The sequence below is a fragment of the Streptomyces ureilyticus genome (assembly GCF_011045025.1).
In the GTDB taxonomy this organism is placed as follows: domain Bacteria; phylum Actinomycetota; class Actinomycetes; order Streptomycetales; family Streptomycetaceae; genus Streptomyces; species Streptomyces ureilyticus.
This window is the reverse complement of sequence record NZ_JAAKZX010000206.1, coordinates 1-16743: the sequence shown is the minus strand read 5'-3', so window position 1 is coordinate 16743 and position 16743 is coordinate 1. Positions and strand designations below refer to the sequence as shown.

Sequence of the window (16743 nt, the reverse complement as noted above, 5' to 3'; positions counted from 1 at the left end):
AGGACTCACGCAGCGTGACCGGCGCGAGCGATGTCTTCTCGCTCGGCTCGATGCTCGTGTTCGCCGCCACCGGCCACGCCCCCTTCCACGGCGCGAACCCCGTAGAGACCGTCTTCATGCTCCTGCGCCGCGGTCGGTGCCTCAGACGCCTTGGCCCGCGCGGCCAGCAGCTCCGCCGACGCCGAGGTTCGCTGCGTGATGTCGGCGCCGATCGGGGCCGGCAGCCAGGAGCCCGACTGGCGCAGCTGCGTGGGCGACGCGTCCTGGCACAGGGAGATGACCTCGGCGGGCGAGGGCCGGCCGTCCGGATCCTTCGCCAGGCAGCGCGCGATGAACCCGAGTTCGCCCGGCAGCCCGGAGAGGTCTGGTTCCTCGTGGACGATCCGGTACAGCACGGCGTGCGAGGGCCCGTCTCCGTAGGCTCCGGTGCCGCGCGCCGCGTACGCCGCCACCTGGCCGAGCGCGAAGACGTCCGACTTGGGGGTGACCGGCTTCCCGGCCGCCTGCTCTGGCGACATGAACGCCGGGGTGCCGATGGAGACGCCGGTGCCGGTCAGGGCGGTGGCGTCGGCGGCGCGTGCGATGCCGAAGTCGATGACCCGGGGACCGTCGGCGGCGAGCAGCACGTTGGCGGGCTTCAGGTCGCGGTGGACGATGCCCGCCGCGTGGATGACCTTCAGCGCCTCCGCCACCCCGGCGAGCAGCAGCAGGACCGAGGACACCGGCAGCGCGCCGTGCTCGGCGATCGCCGAGTGCAGGGACGGGCCGGGCACATAGGCGGTGGCCAGCCACGGCTGCGTGCCCTCGGTGTCGTAGTCGATGACCGGGGCCGTGTAGAGGCCCTGCACGCGCTGGGCGGCTTTGACCTCCTGCCGGAACCTGCGGCGGAACTCGGGGTCCTCGCCCAGCTCGGGCCTGATCGTCTTCAGCGCGATCGGGTGCCCGCCCGGCGTGTACGACAGGTACACCGTGCCCATGCCGCCCGAGCCGAGCCGTGCCGCTAGCCGGTAGCTCGCCACGACCTTCGGGTCGCCGTCCTCCAACGGGCGGAATTGTCCGCCATGTTGGGCCTCGCCCATTGTTCTCCCCCGATTACTGTGCGGCGTGTGTGCAGGGGAGAGTAGCCGAACGAATCGGCCATCGCCTCAACCGGAGCCTCAACCACCGCTCTTGAGCTCGAGGAGCTCGGCGAGTACCGCATCCGTGAACGGCGTCCACGCCTCGATCGCCCACGGCCCGAACGCCCGGTCCGTGAGAGCCGCGCAGGCGACCCCCGCGTCCGGGTCGATCCACAGGAACGTACCGGACTGGCCGAAGTGACCGAAGGTCCGCGGGGAGGACGAACTCCCCGTCCAGTGGGGCGACTTGGCGTCGCGGATCTCGAAGCCGAGCCCCCAGTCGTTGGGGTTCTGATGGCCGTACCCCGGAAGGACGCCCTTCGTGCCGGGGTACTGGACCGTCATCGCCTCGGCGACCGTCCGCGGGTCGAGGAGGCGCGGCGCCTGCACCTCGGCCGCGAAGCGGGCCAGGTCGTCGACGGTCGAGACGCCGTCCTTGGCGGGCGAGCCGTCGAGCGCCGTCGACGTCATGCCCAGCGGCTCCAGCACCGCCTGCCGGGCGTAGTCCGCGAACGCGATGTCCGTCGCCTTCGCGACATGGTCCCCGAGCACCTCGAACCCGGCGTTGGAGTACAGCCGCCGCTCCCCGGGCGCCGACGTCACCCGGTGCTCGTCGAAGGCCAGCCCGGAGGTGTGCGCGAGGAGATGGCGGACCGTGGAGCCGGTCGGGCCCGCCGGTTCGTCCAGCTCGATCGCCCCTTCCTCGTACGCGACCAGCACGGCGTACGCGGCGAGCGGCTTGGTGACCGAGGCCAGCGGGAAACGGTGCCCGGTCGGGCCGTACGAGCCGAGGACGGCGCCGTCCGCGCGCACGACGGCAGCGGCGGCGGTGGGCACCGGCCAGTTCTCGATCAACGCCAGGCTCTTGAGGGGCATGCGTACGAGGTTATGCGGCTCAGAACGTCAGCCGCATCGAGGGGTCCGGCTTGCGTACGAAGCCCAGCGACGCGTACAGCGGCTCGGCTTCGGCGGAAGCGTTCAGATCGACCTGGGCGGCGCCCTTCTCGCGGAACCAGTCCAGGAGTGTCTCCATACAGGCGCGGGCATAACCGCGGCGCCGCGCGTCCGGGTCGGTGGCGACGCTGAACACGTACCCGACGGCCCCGTGCGGGTTCCCCGCCCGACCGATCCGGTACTCGACCGTCCCGACCGCAAGCGCCGCCAGCGCGTCGAGCCGTGAAGGGTGGTCGACCACGAAGGCGGCGAAGTCCCCGCCGCGGTCGGCGAGTTTGACGCGCAGGGTCGGCAGGGACTCGGCTTGCCAGCCCGTGGAGGAGTCGCCGGCATGGACCGAGTCGATCATCACCTGACGCAGTCGGAGCACTTCCTCGACGTCTTCGGGCACGGCGCGGCGTACGAGACTCATGGGCCGCACGGTAATCGGTGAACGAACCCGGCGTCGCCGGAATTTCGCCGGAATCCGCTTGCTTGGAGTGCACTCCAAGGTCCTAGCGTTGAGGCCATGACGGTGACGGAGACCACGAGCACCAGTAGTACCAAGACCGACAGCTGCGCCACCCCGTTCAGCACCGCGAACCGGCGTCCGGACGGACAGGACCACTACACGATCAGCGAGGTCGTCGCCTTCACCGGCCTCACGGCGCACACCCTGCGCTGGTACGAGCGCATCGGACTGATGCCGCACGTCGACCGCTCCCACACCGGTCAGCGCCGCTACAGCAACCGCGACCTCGACTGGCTCGACCTCGTCGGCAAGCTGCGCCTGACCGGCATGCCGGTCGCGGACATGGTGCGGTACGCGGAACTGGTGCGCGAGGGCGACCACACCTACGGCGAGCGCTTCGAGCTGCTGAAGACGACCCGGGAGGACGTACTGGCCCGGATCGCCGAACTCCAGGACACGCTCGCGGTGCTCGACCGGAAGATCAATTTCTACGCGGACGCCGGGCAGGCCCCGGCGTCGGAGAGGTCCCGATGACGGACAGCAAGATCGCGAAGGTGGAACTCGGCACGGGCGGCCCCGAGGTCGGCGTACAGGGCCTCGGCTGCATGGGGATGAGCTTCGCGTACGGCCCCACGGACGCCGACGAGGCTCGGGCCACCCTGGAGCGCGCGCTGGAACTCGGCGTCAACTTCTATGACACGGCGGACATGTACGGCGCGGGGGAGAACGAGAAGTTCTTGGCGCCGTTCTTCAAGGCGCACCGGGACGAGGTCGTCATCGCCACGAAGTTCGCCATCTCGATCCAGCCGGACGACCCCACGGCGCGTACCATCCGCAACGACCCGCCCTACATCCGCAGTTGCGTCGAGGCGAGCCTGAAGCGCCTGGACGTCGACGTGATCGACCTCTACTACATGCACCGCCGCGACCCGAACGTCCCCATCGAGGAGACCGTCGGGGCCATGGCCGAGCTGGTGCGCGAGGGCAAGGTCAAGCACCTCGGGCTGAGCGAGGTCACGGGCGGCGAGCTGCGTGCGGCGCAGGCCGTGCATCCGATCGCGGCCGTGCAGTCGGAGTGGTCGCTGTTCAGCCGCGACATCGAGGCGGGCGTCGTACCGGCCGCGCGCGAACTGGGCGTCGCCCTGGTGCCGTACTCACCCCTCGGCCGCGGCTTCCTCACGGGCTCCTTCGCCAACGCCGAGAAGGACCTGACGGCCGACGACTTCCGCCGTATGCAGCCCCGCTTCACGGGCGAGAACGCGGCCGCGAACGTGGCCCTCCTCGAGCCGATACGCGCGGTCGCCGACTCCCACAGCGCCTCGCTCGGGCAGATCGCGCTGGCGTGGGTGCAGCGGCAGGCGGCCACGCACGGGCTGCCGGTCGTACCGATCCCGGGCACCCGCAAGCGCAGCCGCGTCGAGGAGAACGTAGCGGCCACCCGCATCGTCCTCGGCGAGGAGGACATGGCCCTGCTGGAGCCGATCGCCGCCAAGGTCGCGGGCAACCGCTACGCGGACATGACGTTCACGTCGGCGGGCCGGGAGTAAGGACCCCTGAGTCCGTCCCGCCACGGGTCCGGTCCCGCTCGGTGTCCGTGAGGCTGCTGGTAACTCCTCCCCGGGTCAGGTGGTCGGTCGCGGGAATGTGACAGTCGCGCGGGCAAGTGTCACATTCCCGCGACCGCCTCCCCGCCGGGGGCGGCATGGAGCCGTCCGGCCCGGCGGCTCACCGGTCACCGGGAGTGACCAGCCCCGACTCGTACGCGAAGATCACCGCCTGCGCGCGGTCGCGCAGGTCCAGCTTCGCCAGTACGCGGCCTATGTGGGTCTTCACCGTCTGCTCGGCCAGCACCAGGTGGTCCGCTATCTCCTGGTTGGACAGCCCGCGGGCGATCAGCTCCAGCACCTCCGTCTCACGCGGCGTCAGGCCGTCCAGCTGAACGGCGGGTCTTCTGCGCGGCGCGGGGCGCTGCTGCGCGAAGTCCGCGATCAGGCGGCGCGTCACCTTCGGGGCGAGCAACGCGTCCCCGGCGGCCACCACACGCACCGCCGCGATCAGATCGGCGGGCGGCGCGTCCTTGAGCAGGAACCCGGAGGCTCCTGCGCGCAACGCCTCGTATACGTAGTCGTCCGCGTCGAAGGTGGTGAGCATCAGCACCTTCGGCCGGCTTACGGCGTCCCCCTCGTCGTGGGTCTCGTGGTCCTTGCGTTCCTCCTGCGAGTCCAGCAGTACGCGCGCTGCGGCCAGACCGTCCATCTCCGGCATCCGTACGTCCATGAGGACGACGTCGGGGCTCGTGCCGCGGGCCAGCTCGACGCCCTTTCGGCCGTCCGCTGCCTCGCCCACCACGTCGATATCGCTCTGCGCTGCCAGCAGGGCCGCGAAACCGGCGCGGACCATGGCCTGGTCGTCGACGATGATCACGCGGATGGTCATGAAGCGCCGGGCTCCTTTACGGGATCCGCGGGTGTCATGGACGCAACCGGTCTCTCCGAGGACGATGCGGGCTCGGCCGAAGACGATGTTGGCTCCGACGAGGACGACGAGGACGACGAGGACGACGCGGACGACGCGGGCTCGGCCACCGGCAACCGGGCCGCCACCCGGAACCCACCGTCGGGCAGCGGTCCGACGTCCAGCGTGCCGCCGACCAGCCGGACGCGCTCGCCCATACCGACCAGGCCGTGCCCGGTGCCGCTCGACTCCAGGCCCGAAACCGGCTTCGCCGCGGGCCCGTTGACGACGAGCACCGTCAGATGCCGGCCGTCGGTGGACAGCGACACCTGGGTGGGGGCGCCGGGGGCGTGCCGCACCACGTTCGACAGGGCCTCCTGCACGATGCGGTACGCGGACAGGTCCACGGCCGGTGACACCTTCGGCCACTCCTCCTCGTCGTTCTCGAGAACCGGTTTCGGAAGCGACAGTTCGACCGGGACACCGCCGCGTCTGGTCGCCTCGACGAGCTGGCGCAGCTTGTCCAGGCCCGGCTGCGGGGACCGCTCGTCCCGCGCGTCCTCACTGCGCAGCACCTCGAGGAGCCGCCGCATCTCGCCCAGCGAGTCGCGGGCCCCGACGGCTATCGACTCGAACTCCCTCCGTATGTCGTCGGAGACGCCGCTCAGCCGGTACGGCGCGGAGTCCGCCTGGACCGATATCACCGTCATGTGATGGGCCACCACGTCGTGCAACTCCCTTGCGATACGGGCCCGTTCCTCCAGCAGGGTGCGCCGGGCGCGCTCGGTCTCGCTGATCGTCTCCTGCTCGACGAGCCGCCGCCGGGTCTCGCCGCGCTCGCGTATCAGGGTCCCCAGCAGCAGGGCGGCACCGCTGAGGACGATCATCAGCACGCTGGTGTCCTGGCTGTCAGGCGCCCGGGGTGTGCCCAGCACGAGGCTCGCGGCCACGGTGACCCCCCAGACGCCGATCACGGTGCGGCGCGGCTCGCGCAGGGAGAGCGCCAGGCACAGCACCACATAACCCACGATGACCATGGCGGTGAAGGGAGAGGGCCGGCCGTCGTCGTGGTTCAGCAGCACGATCGCCCCGATGACGTCTGCCACGAAGACGATCCACCACGCGGCCAGCGGTCGGCTCACGGCCAGCAGCAGTGGGGCGGCCTGGGCGAAGCCGAGCGCCCCGGAGAAACCGTCGTTCACCCCGTAGTCGTTCCCCAGGACCTGGGCCGTGACCGGGACCAGGATGGCGGCGAAGCCCAGCACGATCACGTACGGCAGCCGTCGCATCCAGCGCTTGGGAGCCTGTGAGAGGAGGGGCTCGGCCGCACCGCTCGGCGGCACGAAGGGCGTCCCGGCCTCACGCAGCGCGGCGAGCGCACGGTGCCGCACCCCGGGCCCGGACCGCTTTTCGGCCGGTGCGCGGGGCTCCTGACGGGGAGGAGTCGCTGCATTGCTCATGGCCTGATCAGCGTAGGCGCGAAGATCCGACCATCGCGTCCTACCTGAGAGCCCACCCGCACCTCATACCCAGGTACGAGCGGTATGACGACGAGTCACCGCACGACCCGTCACAACTCCGCCAGCAACTCCGCCTTCTTCGACGTGAACTCCTCGTCCGTCACCAGCCCCGCCTGGTGCAGCTCGCCGAGATGCCGGATCCGCTCCGCGATGTCCGCGGGATCACGGTGCCGTGCAGCCGGGGCGCCGTCACTCTTCGCCGAGGGCCCGGCCGCGCGTACCGCCGCGAGGACCGAGGCCGCGAACGGCAGCGACTCGTGCACGGGCCCGTAACCGAGGCCGAAGACGACCGCCGCCGGGTCCTGGTCGGCCTGCGCGGGCTGTTGGACGGCGGACGGTTCGCGGCGCAACAGCCGCAGATGGCCCTCGAAGACCTCGGGCGAGCGCCACTCGACGCCGCTCAGTTCCGAGACCGCGAAACTCTGGTCGCCAGCCTTCCACTTGGCGGACGAGGCGCCCGTCCAGAACCAGCGGAAGGACACCGACTTGCCGTCGAAGGACGCCTTCCCGTCGTACGCCTTGAACTGCAGCGGCGCCTCGGGCGGGGCCACCAGATAGCGCTCCGCCTCGGCCGCGTCGTCGGGAATGAGTTGGGCCCGCAGTTCGTCGGCGTAGTACTCGGCGAGCGTCTCGCGGTCGCCGGGGAGCACCAGACGGTAGGGATCGCATGCTTCCTTCAGCTGTCCCGCCGCCGCCTCCATCAGCGGGTCCGCGCCCGGTCTCGGTTCGGCGCGCAGGACGACCGTCCCGCGCTTGCCCGGGGTCAGCGTTACCGCTGCGATCGCCTCGATCGGGATACGGCGCTCGCCGAGCGCCTGGAAGAGCTTCGGCGTACGGATCCCCCGTTCGAAGCGGATGAGCACGGAGTCGGACTCGAACTCCCAGGCGGCATGAAATCCGGCCAGTACGTCACCCATGCGGGCCATCGTATGCGCCATGCGCTTCCTCGTCCCCTCCCCGTGCGAACCGCTGTTTCTTCGTCCTCTACGCGCGTCCGGCTTCAGCCATGTCGGACAAACCCTTCTGGCACACGTCATCTTCATGTGCGCAGCTCACCGCCCGGTACGCGCCAACGCCGATCTCGGCGAAGTTGCGCAGGCTCTCCGTACCCGGTTCGAAATAGCCCGCGTGGCCCTTCGCGCCCCACGCGGACAGCACTCGCGCCCCGAATCCCGAGGACACCGGATCGGCCCCGTGACCGAGCCAGCCGACCGCCATGTACGGCACGTCCTGGATCCAGTCGTCGGAGTCCCGGGTGGCCCACACCCGTGCGGAGGTGCCCAGCTGCGAGGCGTTCGCGACCCGCATCCCGGGGCTGCCCGCGACCGCTATGTCGGAGACCCGGGACGGCAGTGTGCGCGCGGCGACGCCGCAGACCACGGAGCCGTAGCTGTGGCAGTACAGCGCGACGGGCGAGCTGCCGGGCAGCGTCCGTACGAGCGTGTTGAGCCGGACCGCGCCCTCCTCGGCGCGTACGCCCGTGGCCGCGTCCATACCGACCCCGCTGGGCGCCGTGTAATCGGCCCAGGCGATCACGGCCGTACGCGTACTCGGGCTCGCCGCGCGCTCCTCGAGGTACAGGGACCTCGCCATGCCGACGGGCGCGGAGAACTCGCGGTCGGCGCGCTGGAAGTTCAGTACGTCGGTGTCGACGCCCGGAACGACGACCGAGACGCGCTGCGCCCTGCCCAGGTCACCGAAGACCTCGGCGACCCGGCCCGCGCCCAGCGGGTCGAAGGCGAGGATCTGACGGTCCTTGTGCAGCAGGTCCTCGTAACGATGCATACGGCGGCCCGCCTCGTGCTGACCCGCGGGCGAGAGCCGTTCGTCGTGCATGCGTTCTCGCTCGGTCACGCGTGCCTCGTCGATCGCGACGCGGTTGGCGCGGTAGCGGAGCTTCACCGGCGCCCCGTTCATATTGCCGACCGCGAGCGGATAGCGGGCGGCGAGCCGGTGCCGCTGCTGAACGTCGAGCGAGGCGAAGAAGCGGGTGAGGCGGGCCGGCGCGGCGTCCGGGTCCGGCAGCGCGCGTCCGCCGATGCTGCCGCGCTCCCAGGCGGAGAGGGAGGCTTCGAGCGGCGTCGGGGCGGCTCTGTGGTTGCGTACGACGGTCCAGCCGGTGGTCGCCAGCATAACGAAGACGACGGCCAGAGCGAGGAGAGCGCGCCAGACGTTGAGTTGGGGAGGGGAGTCGAAGGAAGTCACTGGGAGGACACACTAAGAGAACAAGAGTGTCTCGCGTTAACCGAGTGAGGGGGATCACGTTTCTCACTGGGTAATTGGGGCAATCCGGGCTCAGTGGGAGTTAAAGCCTCACGCTGTGTAGGTGATTGAAGCGTCACGCCCCGTATGGGAGTTGAATCGTCACGCCGTGTCGCCGTCCGTTTTGCCTTGTACGTTCCAGCCCTTGGCCAACGCAGGCCCCACTTGGTCGAGATAAGCGGTGGTCAGCGTGCGAATCGACTCGACGCTGATGTCGTCACCCGTGCTCCATCGCTGCCCGGTCACCCGCATCACCCCACTGAACACGGCCACCGCCACCCGCGGTCGCGGATCGGCGTCCACGTCCAGGCCCTCACGCTCGGCGATCAGATGCGCGAGCTTCTCCTCCAGTACCGCGGTGCGGCGCAGATGGACGGCGAGCAGGGCGGGTGTCGACTCGATCAGCTGGAAGGTGCGCATGTGGAGTTCGACCGGGATGACGCTCTCAATGGTCTCGTTCAGGGTGTCCCAGTTCTCCAGGACGGCACGGCGCAGCGCCTCCAGCGGGCTCTCGTGGGGCGGGCGTTCGCGTACCAGGTCGAGGAAGTGCGCCTCCGTCATCTCCAGGACGGCGAAGGCTGCCTCCTCCTTGCCCGCGAAGTAGCGGAAGAACGTGCGCTGTGACACATCGACGGCTTCGGCGATCTCGTCGACCGTCGTCCCCTCGTACCCCTTGCTCGTGAACAGCTCCAGGGCGGCCCGTACCAGCGCGTCCCGGGTCCGCCGCTTCTTGCGCTCGCGCAGCCCGGGGCGGGGCAGCGTGTCCATGGACCCTCCCTTCCGAGCTGCCTGAAATGTTCCAACTGTCCGGACTGTTCGCACCAAGCCTCGTTCGCTCCCAAGCCCTGCCCAAGCCCTGTCCACGCCTTTTTGTCCAACTCACCCTATCCGTGAGTGACGTGACAGTTACCGACTTGTGAATCGGTTCGTCAAGTGTCAGTGGCTGCCATTAGCCTCGAACGCATGACTAGTCAGACCACTGTCGACAAGACGGGCTCGGGGGACAAGACGCCAGTCGTCCCATCGGACCGGACAACGGACCGGGGGCTTCGCGGCCACCCCTGGTTGACCCTCATCACCGTGGCCGTAGGCGTCATGATGGTGGCCCTCGACGGCACCATCGTGGCCATCGCCAACCCGGCCATCGCCACGGACCTGGGCGCCACCTTCGCCGACGTCCAGTGGATCACCAACGCGTACTTCCTCGCGCTCGCCGTCACGCTGATCACGGCGGGCAAGCTCGGCGACCGGTTCGGACACCGGCAGACCTTCCTCATAGGCGTCGTGGGCTTCGCGGCGGCCTCGGGCGTGATCGGGCTGTCCAGCTCCATCGGCATGGTGATCACGTTCCGCGTCTTCCAGGGACTGTTCGGCGCACTGCTGATGCCGGCCGCGCTCGGACTGCTGCGGGCCACTTTCCCCGCCGAGAAGCTGAACATGGCCATCGGCATCTGGGGCATGGTGATCGGTGCCTCCACCGCGGGCGGCCCGATCCTCGGCGGCGTACTCGTCGAGAACGTCAACTGGCAGTCCGTCTTCTTCATCAACGTCCCCGTCGGCATCCTGGCCGTCGTCCTCGGCATCGTGATCCTCACCGACCACCGCGCCGAGAACGCGCCGCGCTCCTTCGACGTGCTCGGCATCGGGCTGCTGTCCGGCGCCATGTTCTGCCTGGTCTGGGCGCTCATCAAGGCCCCCGAGTGGGGCTGGGGCGCCGGTATGACCTGGACGTTCCTGGGCATCGCCGTGCTCGGCTTCGCCCTGTTCGCGCTCTGGGAGACCAAGGTCAAGGAACCGCTGATTCCGCTGGCCCTGTTCCGTTCCGTACCGCTGTCGGCCGGCGTGGTCCTGATGGTCCTGATGGCCATCGCCTTCATGGGTGGCCTCTTCTTCGTCACCTTCTACTTGCAGAACGTGCACGGCATGAGCCCCATCGACGCGGGCCTGCACCTGCTGCCGCTCACCGGCATGATGATCGTCGGCTCGCCCCTCGCGGGCGCCATGATCACCAAGGTGGGGCCACGCATCCCGCTCGCGGGCGGCATGGCGTGCACGGCCATCGCCATGTATGGCATGTCGACGCTGGAGAAGGGCACCGGCAGCGGCGTCATGTCGATCTGGTTCGCCCTCCTCGGCCTCGGACTCGCGCCCGTCATGGTCGGCGCGACCGAAGTCATCGTGGGCAACGCGCCGATGGAGCTCTCCGGTGTCGCCGGCGGTCTCCAGCAGGCCGCGATGCAGATCGGCGGCAGCCTCGGTACGGCGGTGCTCGGCGCCGTGATGGCCTCCAAGGTCGACAACGACCTCGCGGGCAACTGGGCGGACGCCAAGCTTCCGCCGCTCTCCGAGGCCCAGCTCCACCAGGCCTCCGAGGCGGTCCAGGTCGGCGCCGCGCCGGTCCCGCCGGACACCCCGGCCCCGATCGCCGAGAAGATCACGGACGTCGCCCACGACACGTTCATCTCCGGCATGAGCCTGGCCAGCCTGGTCGCCGCCGGGGTCGCCGCCGCCGCGGTCCTCGTCGCCTTCCTCACCAAGCGCGGCGCCAACGCGGACGCGGCGGGGCCGGGGGCTGGGCACATCTAACCGGCCGCCCATCCCGTCTGACACCCCGTCGGGTCTGCCCGGCGGGGTTCGCCTATCAGGGTGACTGGTGTCCATAGGACTTTCGTACGGCCCTTGCCGGCGGCCAGAGTGGTTCAACTGATCCGTACGCCACGGCAGTCGGGCCAGGCCGCGGCGCGCCGCCGGAGGGGGATGGCGCGCCGCGGATTCAACTCTCGTCCCAGAGAGCGTGTCTAGGGATAACGAACCGGGGTACTCGCCGCATCGAGCCCGAACCGGCAGCAAAACCCCAGGGAGTTGATGATGGCGGGCTTCGGACACACCACGCGCAAGCACCCCCGCTCACGTAGCCGGACGTGGTCACGGAGTGGGCCGGATCGCGCGACGCTCGGAATCATCGGAGCCATCTGCGCGGTCGCCGGCTTTTTCGCACTGGGCATCGTTCTCGGCCCGGTGGCGATCGCCTGCGGCTGGCTCGCCATGGGACGCAGCTGGAGCGGCGCCCGCCCGGTACCGGCACTGATCGCCGTGGTGCTGGGCACGATCGACACCGTCCTGGCGATCGTCTGGCTCGCCGGGGCAGGAACTCCCGCGGCCGGAATGTTCTGATCCGCGGTCCGCGGGACGTGAGGGGAGCCCCGCGCTCCGTCAGGGGCGCGGGGCGGTCACCTAGGTACGGCCCTTGCAGCGGTCCTGTGCACGGTCGTGCGTACGGCCGCCCTATGCACGGCCCTATACACGGTCGTGCGTACGGTCCTTCCCGGGAAGCGATCCCGGGGCTTCGGACAGCGCGGCGACCTGGGCGCGCAGCGCCCGAACTTCCTCCGAGAGAGCCTCGATCGCGGCCGTTTGCCGGCGTTCCTCCACGTCGTCCGACTCGAAGCGGGCGATGAACCAGGCCGCGATGTTGGCGGTGACGACACCGAGCAGGGCGATTCCGGAGAGCATCAGCCCGACCGCGATCATGCGGCCGAGCCCGGTAGTCGGCGCGTGATCGCCGTAGCCGACGGTCGTCATCGTGGTGAACGACCACCACACCGCGTCACCCATCGTCTTGATGTTGCCGTCCGGCGACTCCCGCTCGACGGACAGCACGGCGAGTGAGCCGAACATCATCAGCGCCACCACGGCGCCCGCGACGTACGTCGTGAGCCGGATCTGCGTGGCCATCCTGGCCCGCTGTCCGACCAGCAGCACCGTGGCCACGACCCTGAGCAGCTGTAGCGGCCGAATCAGCGGCAGCAGTACGGCGCACAGGTCGAGCCAGTGCGTACGTACGAACTCGCCTCGCCGGTCGGCCAGTACGAGCCGTACCAGGTAGTCGAGGGAGAAGGCTCCCCACACGACCCACTCCACGACGGCACACGCGTCCATCACGGCGCGACTGGCGTCGGGCCAAACGATCGGCACCGCGTAGGCGACGGCAAAGACCACCGCCATGCCCATCAACGGCTGCTGAGTACGCCGCTCCCAACGAAGCTGCGCCGATCTCTCATCCATCCCCGCATTATCGGCTGCGGGGCCGCGGGCAGGTGACGTGTCCGTTGTGGCCGGCGGCGGCCACAACGGACCTGCAGTCAAGGAGCGGACCTTGGAACCGCCCCTCAAGCGGAGCGCTTACGCGTCGCCGCCTGCGGCACCGGGGTCAGCCGCCGAAACGTCCAGCAACTGGTAGCGATCGACGGCCTGCTTCAAGGCCGAGCGATCGACCTTCCCCTCGCGGGCGAGCTCCGTCAGGACCGCGACCACGATCGACTGCGCGTCGATGTGGAAGAAGCGGCGCGCCGCACCCCGAGTGTCCGCGAAGCCGAAGCCGTCCGCCCCCAGGGACTGGTACGTACCGGGCACCCAACGCGAGATCTGATCCGGAACCGACCGCATCCAGTCGGAAACGGCCACGAACGGCCCTTCGGCATCCGACAACTTCCGCGTCACATACGGAACGCGCTGCTCCTCCTCGGGATGCAGAAGGTTGTGCTGCTCCACCTCCACGGCCTCGCGCCGCAGCTCGTTCCAGGAGGTCGCCGACCAGACGTCCGCCTTGACGTTCCACTCCTCGGCAAGGATCTTCTGCGCCTCGACGGCCCACGGCACGGCGACACCGGACGCCATGATCTGCGCCGGAATGGAGCCCGAAGTACCCGCCGAGAAGCGGTGGATGCCCTTGAGGATGCCCTCGACGTCCACGCTCGTAGGTTCGGACGGGTGCTGGATCGGCTCGTTGTAGACGGTGAGGTAGTAGAAGACGTCCTCGCCGTGCGGGTGCTCCTCGGAGGAGCCGTACATCCGGCGAAGGCCGTCCTTCACGATGTGCGCGATCTCGAAGCCGTACGCCGGGTCGTACGCGACACAGCCCGGGTTCGTCGAGGCGAGCAACTGGGAGTGTCCGTCCGCGTGTTGCAGACCCTCGCCGGTCAGCGTCGTACGGCCGGCGGTCGCACCCAGTACGAATCCGCGCGCCAACTGGTCGGCCATCTGCCAGAACTGGTCGCCGGTGCGCTGGAAACCGAACATCGAGTAGAAAACGTAAACCGGGATGAGTGGCTCGCCGTGCGTGGCGTACGCCGAACCGGCCGCGATCAGCGATGCCGTGCAGCCCGCTTCCGAGATTCCGTCGTGCAGCATCTGCCCGGTCGGCGACTCCTTGTACGCGAGCAGCAGATCGCGGTCGACCGCCTCGTACTGCTGGCCCAGCGGGTTGTAGATCTTCGCGCTCGGGAAGAACGAGTCCATGCCGAAGGTGCGGTACTCGTCGGGCGCGATCAGTACGAACCGCTTCCCGATCTCCTTGTCGCGCATGAGGTCCTTCAGCAGCCGTACGAACGCCATGGTCGTGGCGATCGACTGCTGACCCGACCCCTTCTTCACACTCGCGTACGTCTTGTCCTCGGGCAGCGCGAGCGGCTTCGAGCGCACGACGCGGGTCGGGACGTAACCGCCCAGGCCCTTGCGGCGGTCGTGCATGTACTGGATCTCCTCGGAGTCCCGGCCCGGGTGGTAGTACGGCGGCGGGCCGGCCTCCAGTTCCTTGTCGGAGATCGGCAGGTGGAGGCGGTCGCGGAAGCCCTTGAGGTCGGCGACCGTCAGCTTCTTCATCTGGTGCGTGGCGTTACGGCCCTCGAAGTTCGGGCCGAGCGTCCAGCCCTTGATGGTCTTGGCGAGGATCACCGTCGGCTGGCCCTTGTGCGCCTTGGCCGCCGAGAACGCCGCGAAGATCTTCCGGTGGTCGTGACCGCCGCGACCGAGGTGCAGGATCTGGTCGTCGGTCATGTTCTCGACCATCGTCCGCAGCCGCTGGTCGTCACCGAAGAAGTGGTCGCGGATGTACGCGCCGGTCTCGGTGGCGTACGTCTGGTACTGGCCGTCCGGCGTGGTGTTCATCCTGTTGACCAGCACGCCGTCGCGGTCCTGGGCGAGCAGCGGGTCCCAGGTGCGGTCCCAGACCAGCTTGATCACATTCCAGCCGGCGCCCCGGAACTGGGACTCCAGCTCCTGGATGATCTTGCCGTTGCCGCGCACCGGGCCGTCGAGCCGCTGGAGGTTGCAGTTGACGACGAAGGTCAGGTTGTCCAGGCCCTCGCGCGCCGCGATGGACAGCTGGCCGAGCGACTCCGGCTCGTCCATCTCGCCGTCGCCGAGGAAGGCCCACACATGGGACTTGGAGGTGTCCGCGATGCCGCGTGCCTCCATGTAGCGGTTCATCCGCGCCTGGAAGATCGCGCCCAGTGGGCCGAGGCCCATGGAGACGGTCGGGAACTCCCAGAAGTCCGGCATCGAGCGGGGGTGCGGGTAGCTGGACAGCCCGTCCGGATACTTCGACTTCTCCTGGCGGAAGCCGTCGAGTTGCCGCTCGGAGAGGCGGTCCAGCATGAAGGCGCGCGCATAGATGCCCGGCGAGGCGTGCCCCTGGAAGAAGACCTGGTCGCCGCCGTCGCCCTCGTCCTTGCCGCGGAAGAAGTGGTTGAAGCCCACGTCGTAGAGGGAGGCGGAGGAGGCGAAGGTGGCGATGTGGCCGCCGACGCCGATGCCGGGGCGCTGAGCCCGCGAGACCATGACCGCGGCGTTCCACCGGGTCGCGTTCAGGATCTTCCGCTCGATCTCCTCGTTGCCCGGGAAGAACGGCTCATCCTTGGTGGCGATGGTGTTGACGTAGTCCGTGCTGCGCATCTCGGGCACGGCCACGCGCTTCGCGCGGGCCCGCTCGATCAGGCGCAACATCAGATACCGGGCTCGCTCCCGGCCGCGCTGGTCGACAGCGGCATCGAGGGAATCGAGCCACTCCTGGGTCTCTTCGGGATCGAAGTCAGGTACCTGACTCGGAAGGCCGCCAATGATGATCGGGTTGCGATCGGGTCCGGAAGCCACGCTGTTCCTTCGCTTTCAGGGAGGCCGTTCTTCTCGGTTCTTCTTCTCGGCTCTGCTGGGTACTTGCTTGGTGTTCTCGCCGCTGCCCTCGGGGTTCACACCGATCCCCATCGTGTACCTCGGGAACGGAAACGTCACCTCTACCGAGGGGTAACCAGGACGTTTACGCGGTTTCGCTGGGACGGACCCGGCACATCGCAACGATACGCCCGACCCGTGACGCGGTCCGCAAAGTCATTCGAGTCCCGTACCCTCGAAGGGTTCCGAAATTCACAAAGCGGGCAGATCGCTGTGGTGTGTGTCACCTGGAGCCGTGATTGGCTGTCTGGAGTTGCGGCGACACCGCCAGGATCGTCACCGTTTCGGCGGTCTCAACGGCCGGGTACTTGCGCGATCCGTCCCGCCCGTGTGGACTACGGCCAATGCTTCGCGCACGCGCGTGGCTTGAACCTTTACCAAACATGATCAGGAGGCAACCCGTGAGCGCGACCGCGGACCACGCGGAGGAGCGGACGAGCCTGGCCGCCAGGCTGGGATTCCAGCCCGAGCAGGTGGTCCAGGAGATCGGCTTCGACGACGACGTCGACCAGGAGCTCCGCGAGGCCATTGAGGAAGTGATCGGCAGCGAGCTCGTGGACGAGGAGTACGACGACGTCGCCGACGCCGTGGTGCTCTGGTTCCGTGACGACGACGGCGACCTGACGGATGCGCTGGTGGATGCCACCACGTACGTCGAAGAGGGCGGCGGCATTCTGCTGCTGACGCCGAAGACCGGCCGTGACGGCTACGTGGAGGCCAGCGACATCGCCGAAGCCGCGACGACCGCGGGGCTGTCCCAGACCAAGAGCATCAGCGTGGGCAAGGACTGGAGCGGCAGCCGCTTGGCTACGCCGAAGGCGGCCAAGTCCAAGAGGTGACGTTCTCGTCTTACCGGAGGGGCTCGCTTATTGCGGGCCCCTCCGGGCTTTGGGGGGCCGTCTTTGGCCCCAGGGCCCTTCGACTTCGTGCCCGGTGAGGCACTGGCGGAGGATACGAGATTCGAACTCGTGAGGGG

Annotated in this window: 14 protein-coding genes and 1 pseudogene; 5 read left to right on the top strand and 10 right to left on the bottom strand. The window is 69.0% G+C overall.

What is annotated here, in order from left to right:
• Nucleotides 1-122: 122 nt before the first annotated feature.
• The 3 genes and pseudogenes from G6048_RS39050 to G6048_RS39040 all read right to left on the bottom strand — a co-directional run.
• Nucleotides 123-1079 (bottom strand): annotated as a pseudogene (locus G6048_RS39050) (serine/threonine-protein kinase); the annotation flags it as partial.
• Between the two features lie 78 nt (nt 1080-1157).
• Nucleotides 1158-1994 (bottom strand): serine hydrolase domain-containing protein, encoded by an 837-nt coding sequence (locus G6048_RS39045; RefSeq protein WP_165344341.1) that lies wholly within the window; start codon nt 1992-1994, stop codon nt 1158-1160.
• Between the two features lie 19 nt (nt 1995-2013).
• Complete coding sequence (locus G6048_RS39040) at nt 2014-2484, bottom strand: GNAT family N-acetyltransferase (RefSeq protein ID WP_165344340.1); 471 nt, start codon at nt 2482-2484, stop codon at nt 2014-2016.
• Nucleotides 2485-2580: 96 nt separating this feature from the next.
• Between G6048_RS39040 and G6048_RS39035 the strand changes: the two genes are divergently transcribed.
• On the top strand, nt 2581-3057 hold the full coding sequence (locus tag G6048_RS39035; protein ID WP_165344339.1) for a MerR family transcriptional regulator: 477 nt from the start codon (nt 2581-2583) through the stop codon (nt 3055-3057).
• Nucleotides 3054-4070 carry an aldo/keto reductase gene (locus G6048_RS39030; RefSeq protein ID WP_165344338.1) on the top strand — a complete coding sequence of 339 codons (1017 nt, stop codon included), beginning with the start codon at nt 3054-3056 and terminating at the stop codon, nt 4068-4070. The genes G6048_RS39035 and G6048_RS39030 overlap by 4 nt, the downstream gene beginning before the upstream one ends.
• Before the next feature lie 178 nt (nt 4071-4248).
• On the opposite strand, the gene G6048_RS39025 is transcribed toward G6048_RS39030, so the two are convergent.
• From G6048_RS39025 to G6048_RS39005, 5 genes are all read right to left on the bottom strand, one after another.
• Nucleotides 4249-4959, bottom strand: coding sequence for a response regulator (locus tag G6048_RS39025; RefSeq protein WP_165344337.1), 711 nt, complete (start codon nt 4957-4959; stop codon nt 4249-4251).
• A complete protein-coding gene (locus G6048_RS39020; RefSeq protein WP_165344336.1) occupies nt 4956-6437 on the bottom strand; it encodes a sensor histidine kinase in 1482 nt (493 codons plus the stop codon). Before G6048_RS39020 ends, G6048_RS39025 begins: the two co-directional genes overlap by 4 nt.
• A 110-nt stretch (nt 6438-6547) precedes the next feature.
• The gene (locus G6048_RS39015; protein ID WP_206342679.1) at nt 6548-7414 is read right to left on the bottom strand and encodes a DUF4429 domain-containing protein; all 867 of its coding nucleotides are present in this window, start codon (nt 7412-7414) and stop codon (nt 6548-6550) included.
• A 67-nt stretch (nt 7415-7481) separates the two neighbouring features.
• Nucleotides 7482-8702, bottom strand: a complete 1221-nt coding sequence (locus G6048_RS39010; RefSeq protein ID WP_165344335.1) for an alpha/beta hydrolase — start codon at nt 8700-8702, stop codon at nt 7482-7484.
• 159 nt (nt 8703-8861) lie between these two features.
• Nucleotides 8862-9527: a TetR/AcrR family transcriptional regulator gene (locus tag G6048_RS39005; protein WP_165344334.1), complete on the bottom strand. Its 666-nt coding sequence runs from the start codon at nt 9525-9527 to the stop codon at nt 8862-8864.
• 195 nt (nt 9528-9722) lie between these two features.
• Here G6048_RS39005 and G6048_RS39000 point away from each other — a divergent pair, with 195 nt between their 5' ends.
• Together G6048_RS39000 and G6048_RS38995 are read left to right on the top strand one after the other, a co-directional pair.
• On the top strand, nt 9723-11345 hold the full coding sequence (locus G6048_RS39000) for an MFS transporter (RefSeq protein ID WP_165344333.1): 1623 nt from the start codon (nt 9723-9725) through the stop codon (nt 11343-11345).
• 279 nt (nt 11346-11624) lie between these two features.
• Complete coding sequence (locus tag G6048_RS38995) at nt 11625-11933, top strand: small hydrophobic protein (protein ID WP_165344332.1); 309 nt, start codon at nt 11625-11627, stop codon at nt 11931-11933.
• A 123-nt stretch (nt 11934-12056) separates the two neighbouring features.
• On the opposite strand, the gene G6048_RS38990 is transcribed toward G6048_RS38995, so the two are convergent.
• Both G6048_RS38990 and aceE read right to left on the bottom strand, forming a co-directional pair.
• A complete protein-coding gene (locus tag G6048_RS38990; protein WP_165344331.1) occupies nt 12057-12824 on the bottom strand; it encodes a potassium channel family protein in 768 nt (255 codons plus the stop codon).
• A 117-nt stretch (nt 12825-12941) separates the two neighbouring features.
• Nucleotides 12942-15689, bottom strand: coding sequence for a pyruvate dehydrogenase (acetyl-transferring), homodimeric type (gene aceE / locus G6048_RS38985; protein ID WP_165344330.1), 2748 nt, complete (start codon nt 15687-15689; stop codon nt 12942-12944).
• A 479-nt stretch (nt 15690-16168) separates the two neighbouring features.
• Between aceE and G6048_RS38980 the strand changes: the two genes are divergently transcribed.
• On the top strand, nt 16169-16606 hold the full coding sequence (locus tag G6048_RS38980) for a DUF3052 domain-containing protein (RefSeq protein WP_328828268.1): 438 nt from the start codon (nt 16169-16171) through the stop codon (nt 16604-16606).
• The last annotated feature ends 137 nt before the right edge of the window (nt 16607-16743 follow it).

Bases quoted from the DNA above. Each gene is read 5' to 3' on its own strand.
- G6048_RS39040 (WP_165344340.1), bottom strand. From the start codon at position 2,484: ATGAGTCTCGTACGCCGCGCCGTGCCCGAAGACGTCGAGGAAGTGCTC.
- G6048_RS39030 (WP_165344338.1), top strand. From the start codon at position 3,054: ATGACGGACAGCAAGATCGCGAAGGTGGAACTCGGCACGGGCGGCCCC.
- G6048_RS39035 (WP_165344339.1), top strand. From the start codon at position 2,581: ATGACGGTGACGGAGACCACGAGCACCAGTAGTACCAAGACCGACAGC.
- G6048_RS38995 (WP_165344332.1), top strand. From the start codon at position 11,625: ATGATGGCGGGCTTCGGACACACCACGCGCAAGCACCCCCGCTCACGT.
- G6048_RS39000 (WP_165344333.1), top strand. From the start codon at position 9,723: ATGACTAGTCAGACCACTGTCGACAAGACGGGCTCGGGGGACAAGACG.
- G6048_RS39015 (WP_206342679.1), bottom strand. From the start codon at position 7,414: ATGGGTGACGTACTGGCCGGATTTCATGCCGCCTGGGAGTTCGAGTCC.
- G6048_RS39045 (WP_165344341.1), bottom strand. From the start codon at position 1,994: ATGCCCCTCAAGAGCCTGGCGTTGATCGAGAACTGGCCGGTGCCCACC.
- G6048_RS39025 (WP_165344337.1), bottom strand. From the start codon at position 4,959: ATGACCATCCGCGTGATCATCGTCGACGACCAGGCCATGGTCCGCGCC.
- G6048_RS38990 (WP_165344331.1), bottom strand. From the start codon at position 12,824: ATGGATGAGAGATCGGCGCAGCTTCGTTGGGAGCGGCGTACTCAGCAG.
- G6048_RS39005 (WP_165344334.1), bottom strand. From the start codon at position 9,527: ATGGACACGCTGCCCCGCCCCGGGCTGCGCGAGCGCAAGAAGCGGCGG.
- G6048_RS39020 (WP_165344336.1), bottom strand. From the start codon at position 6,437: ATGAGCAATGCAGCGACTCCTCCCCGTCAGGAGCCCCGCGCACCGGCC.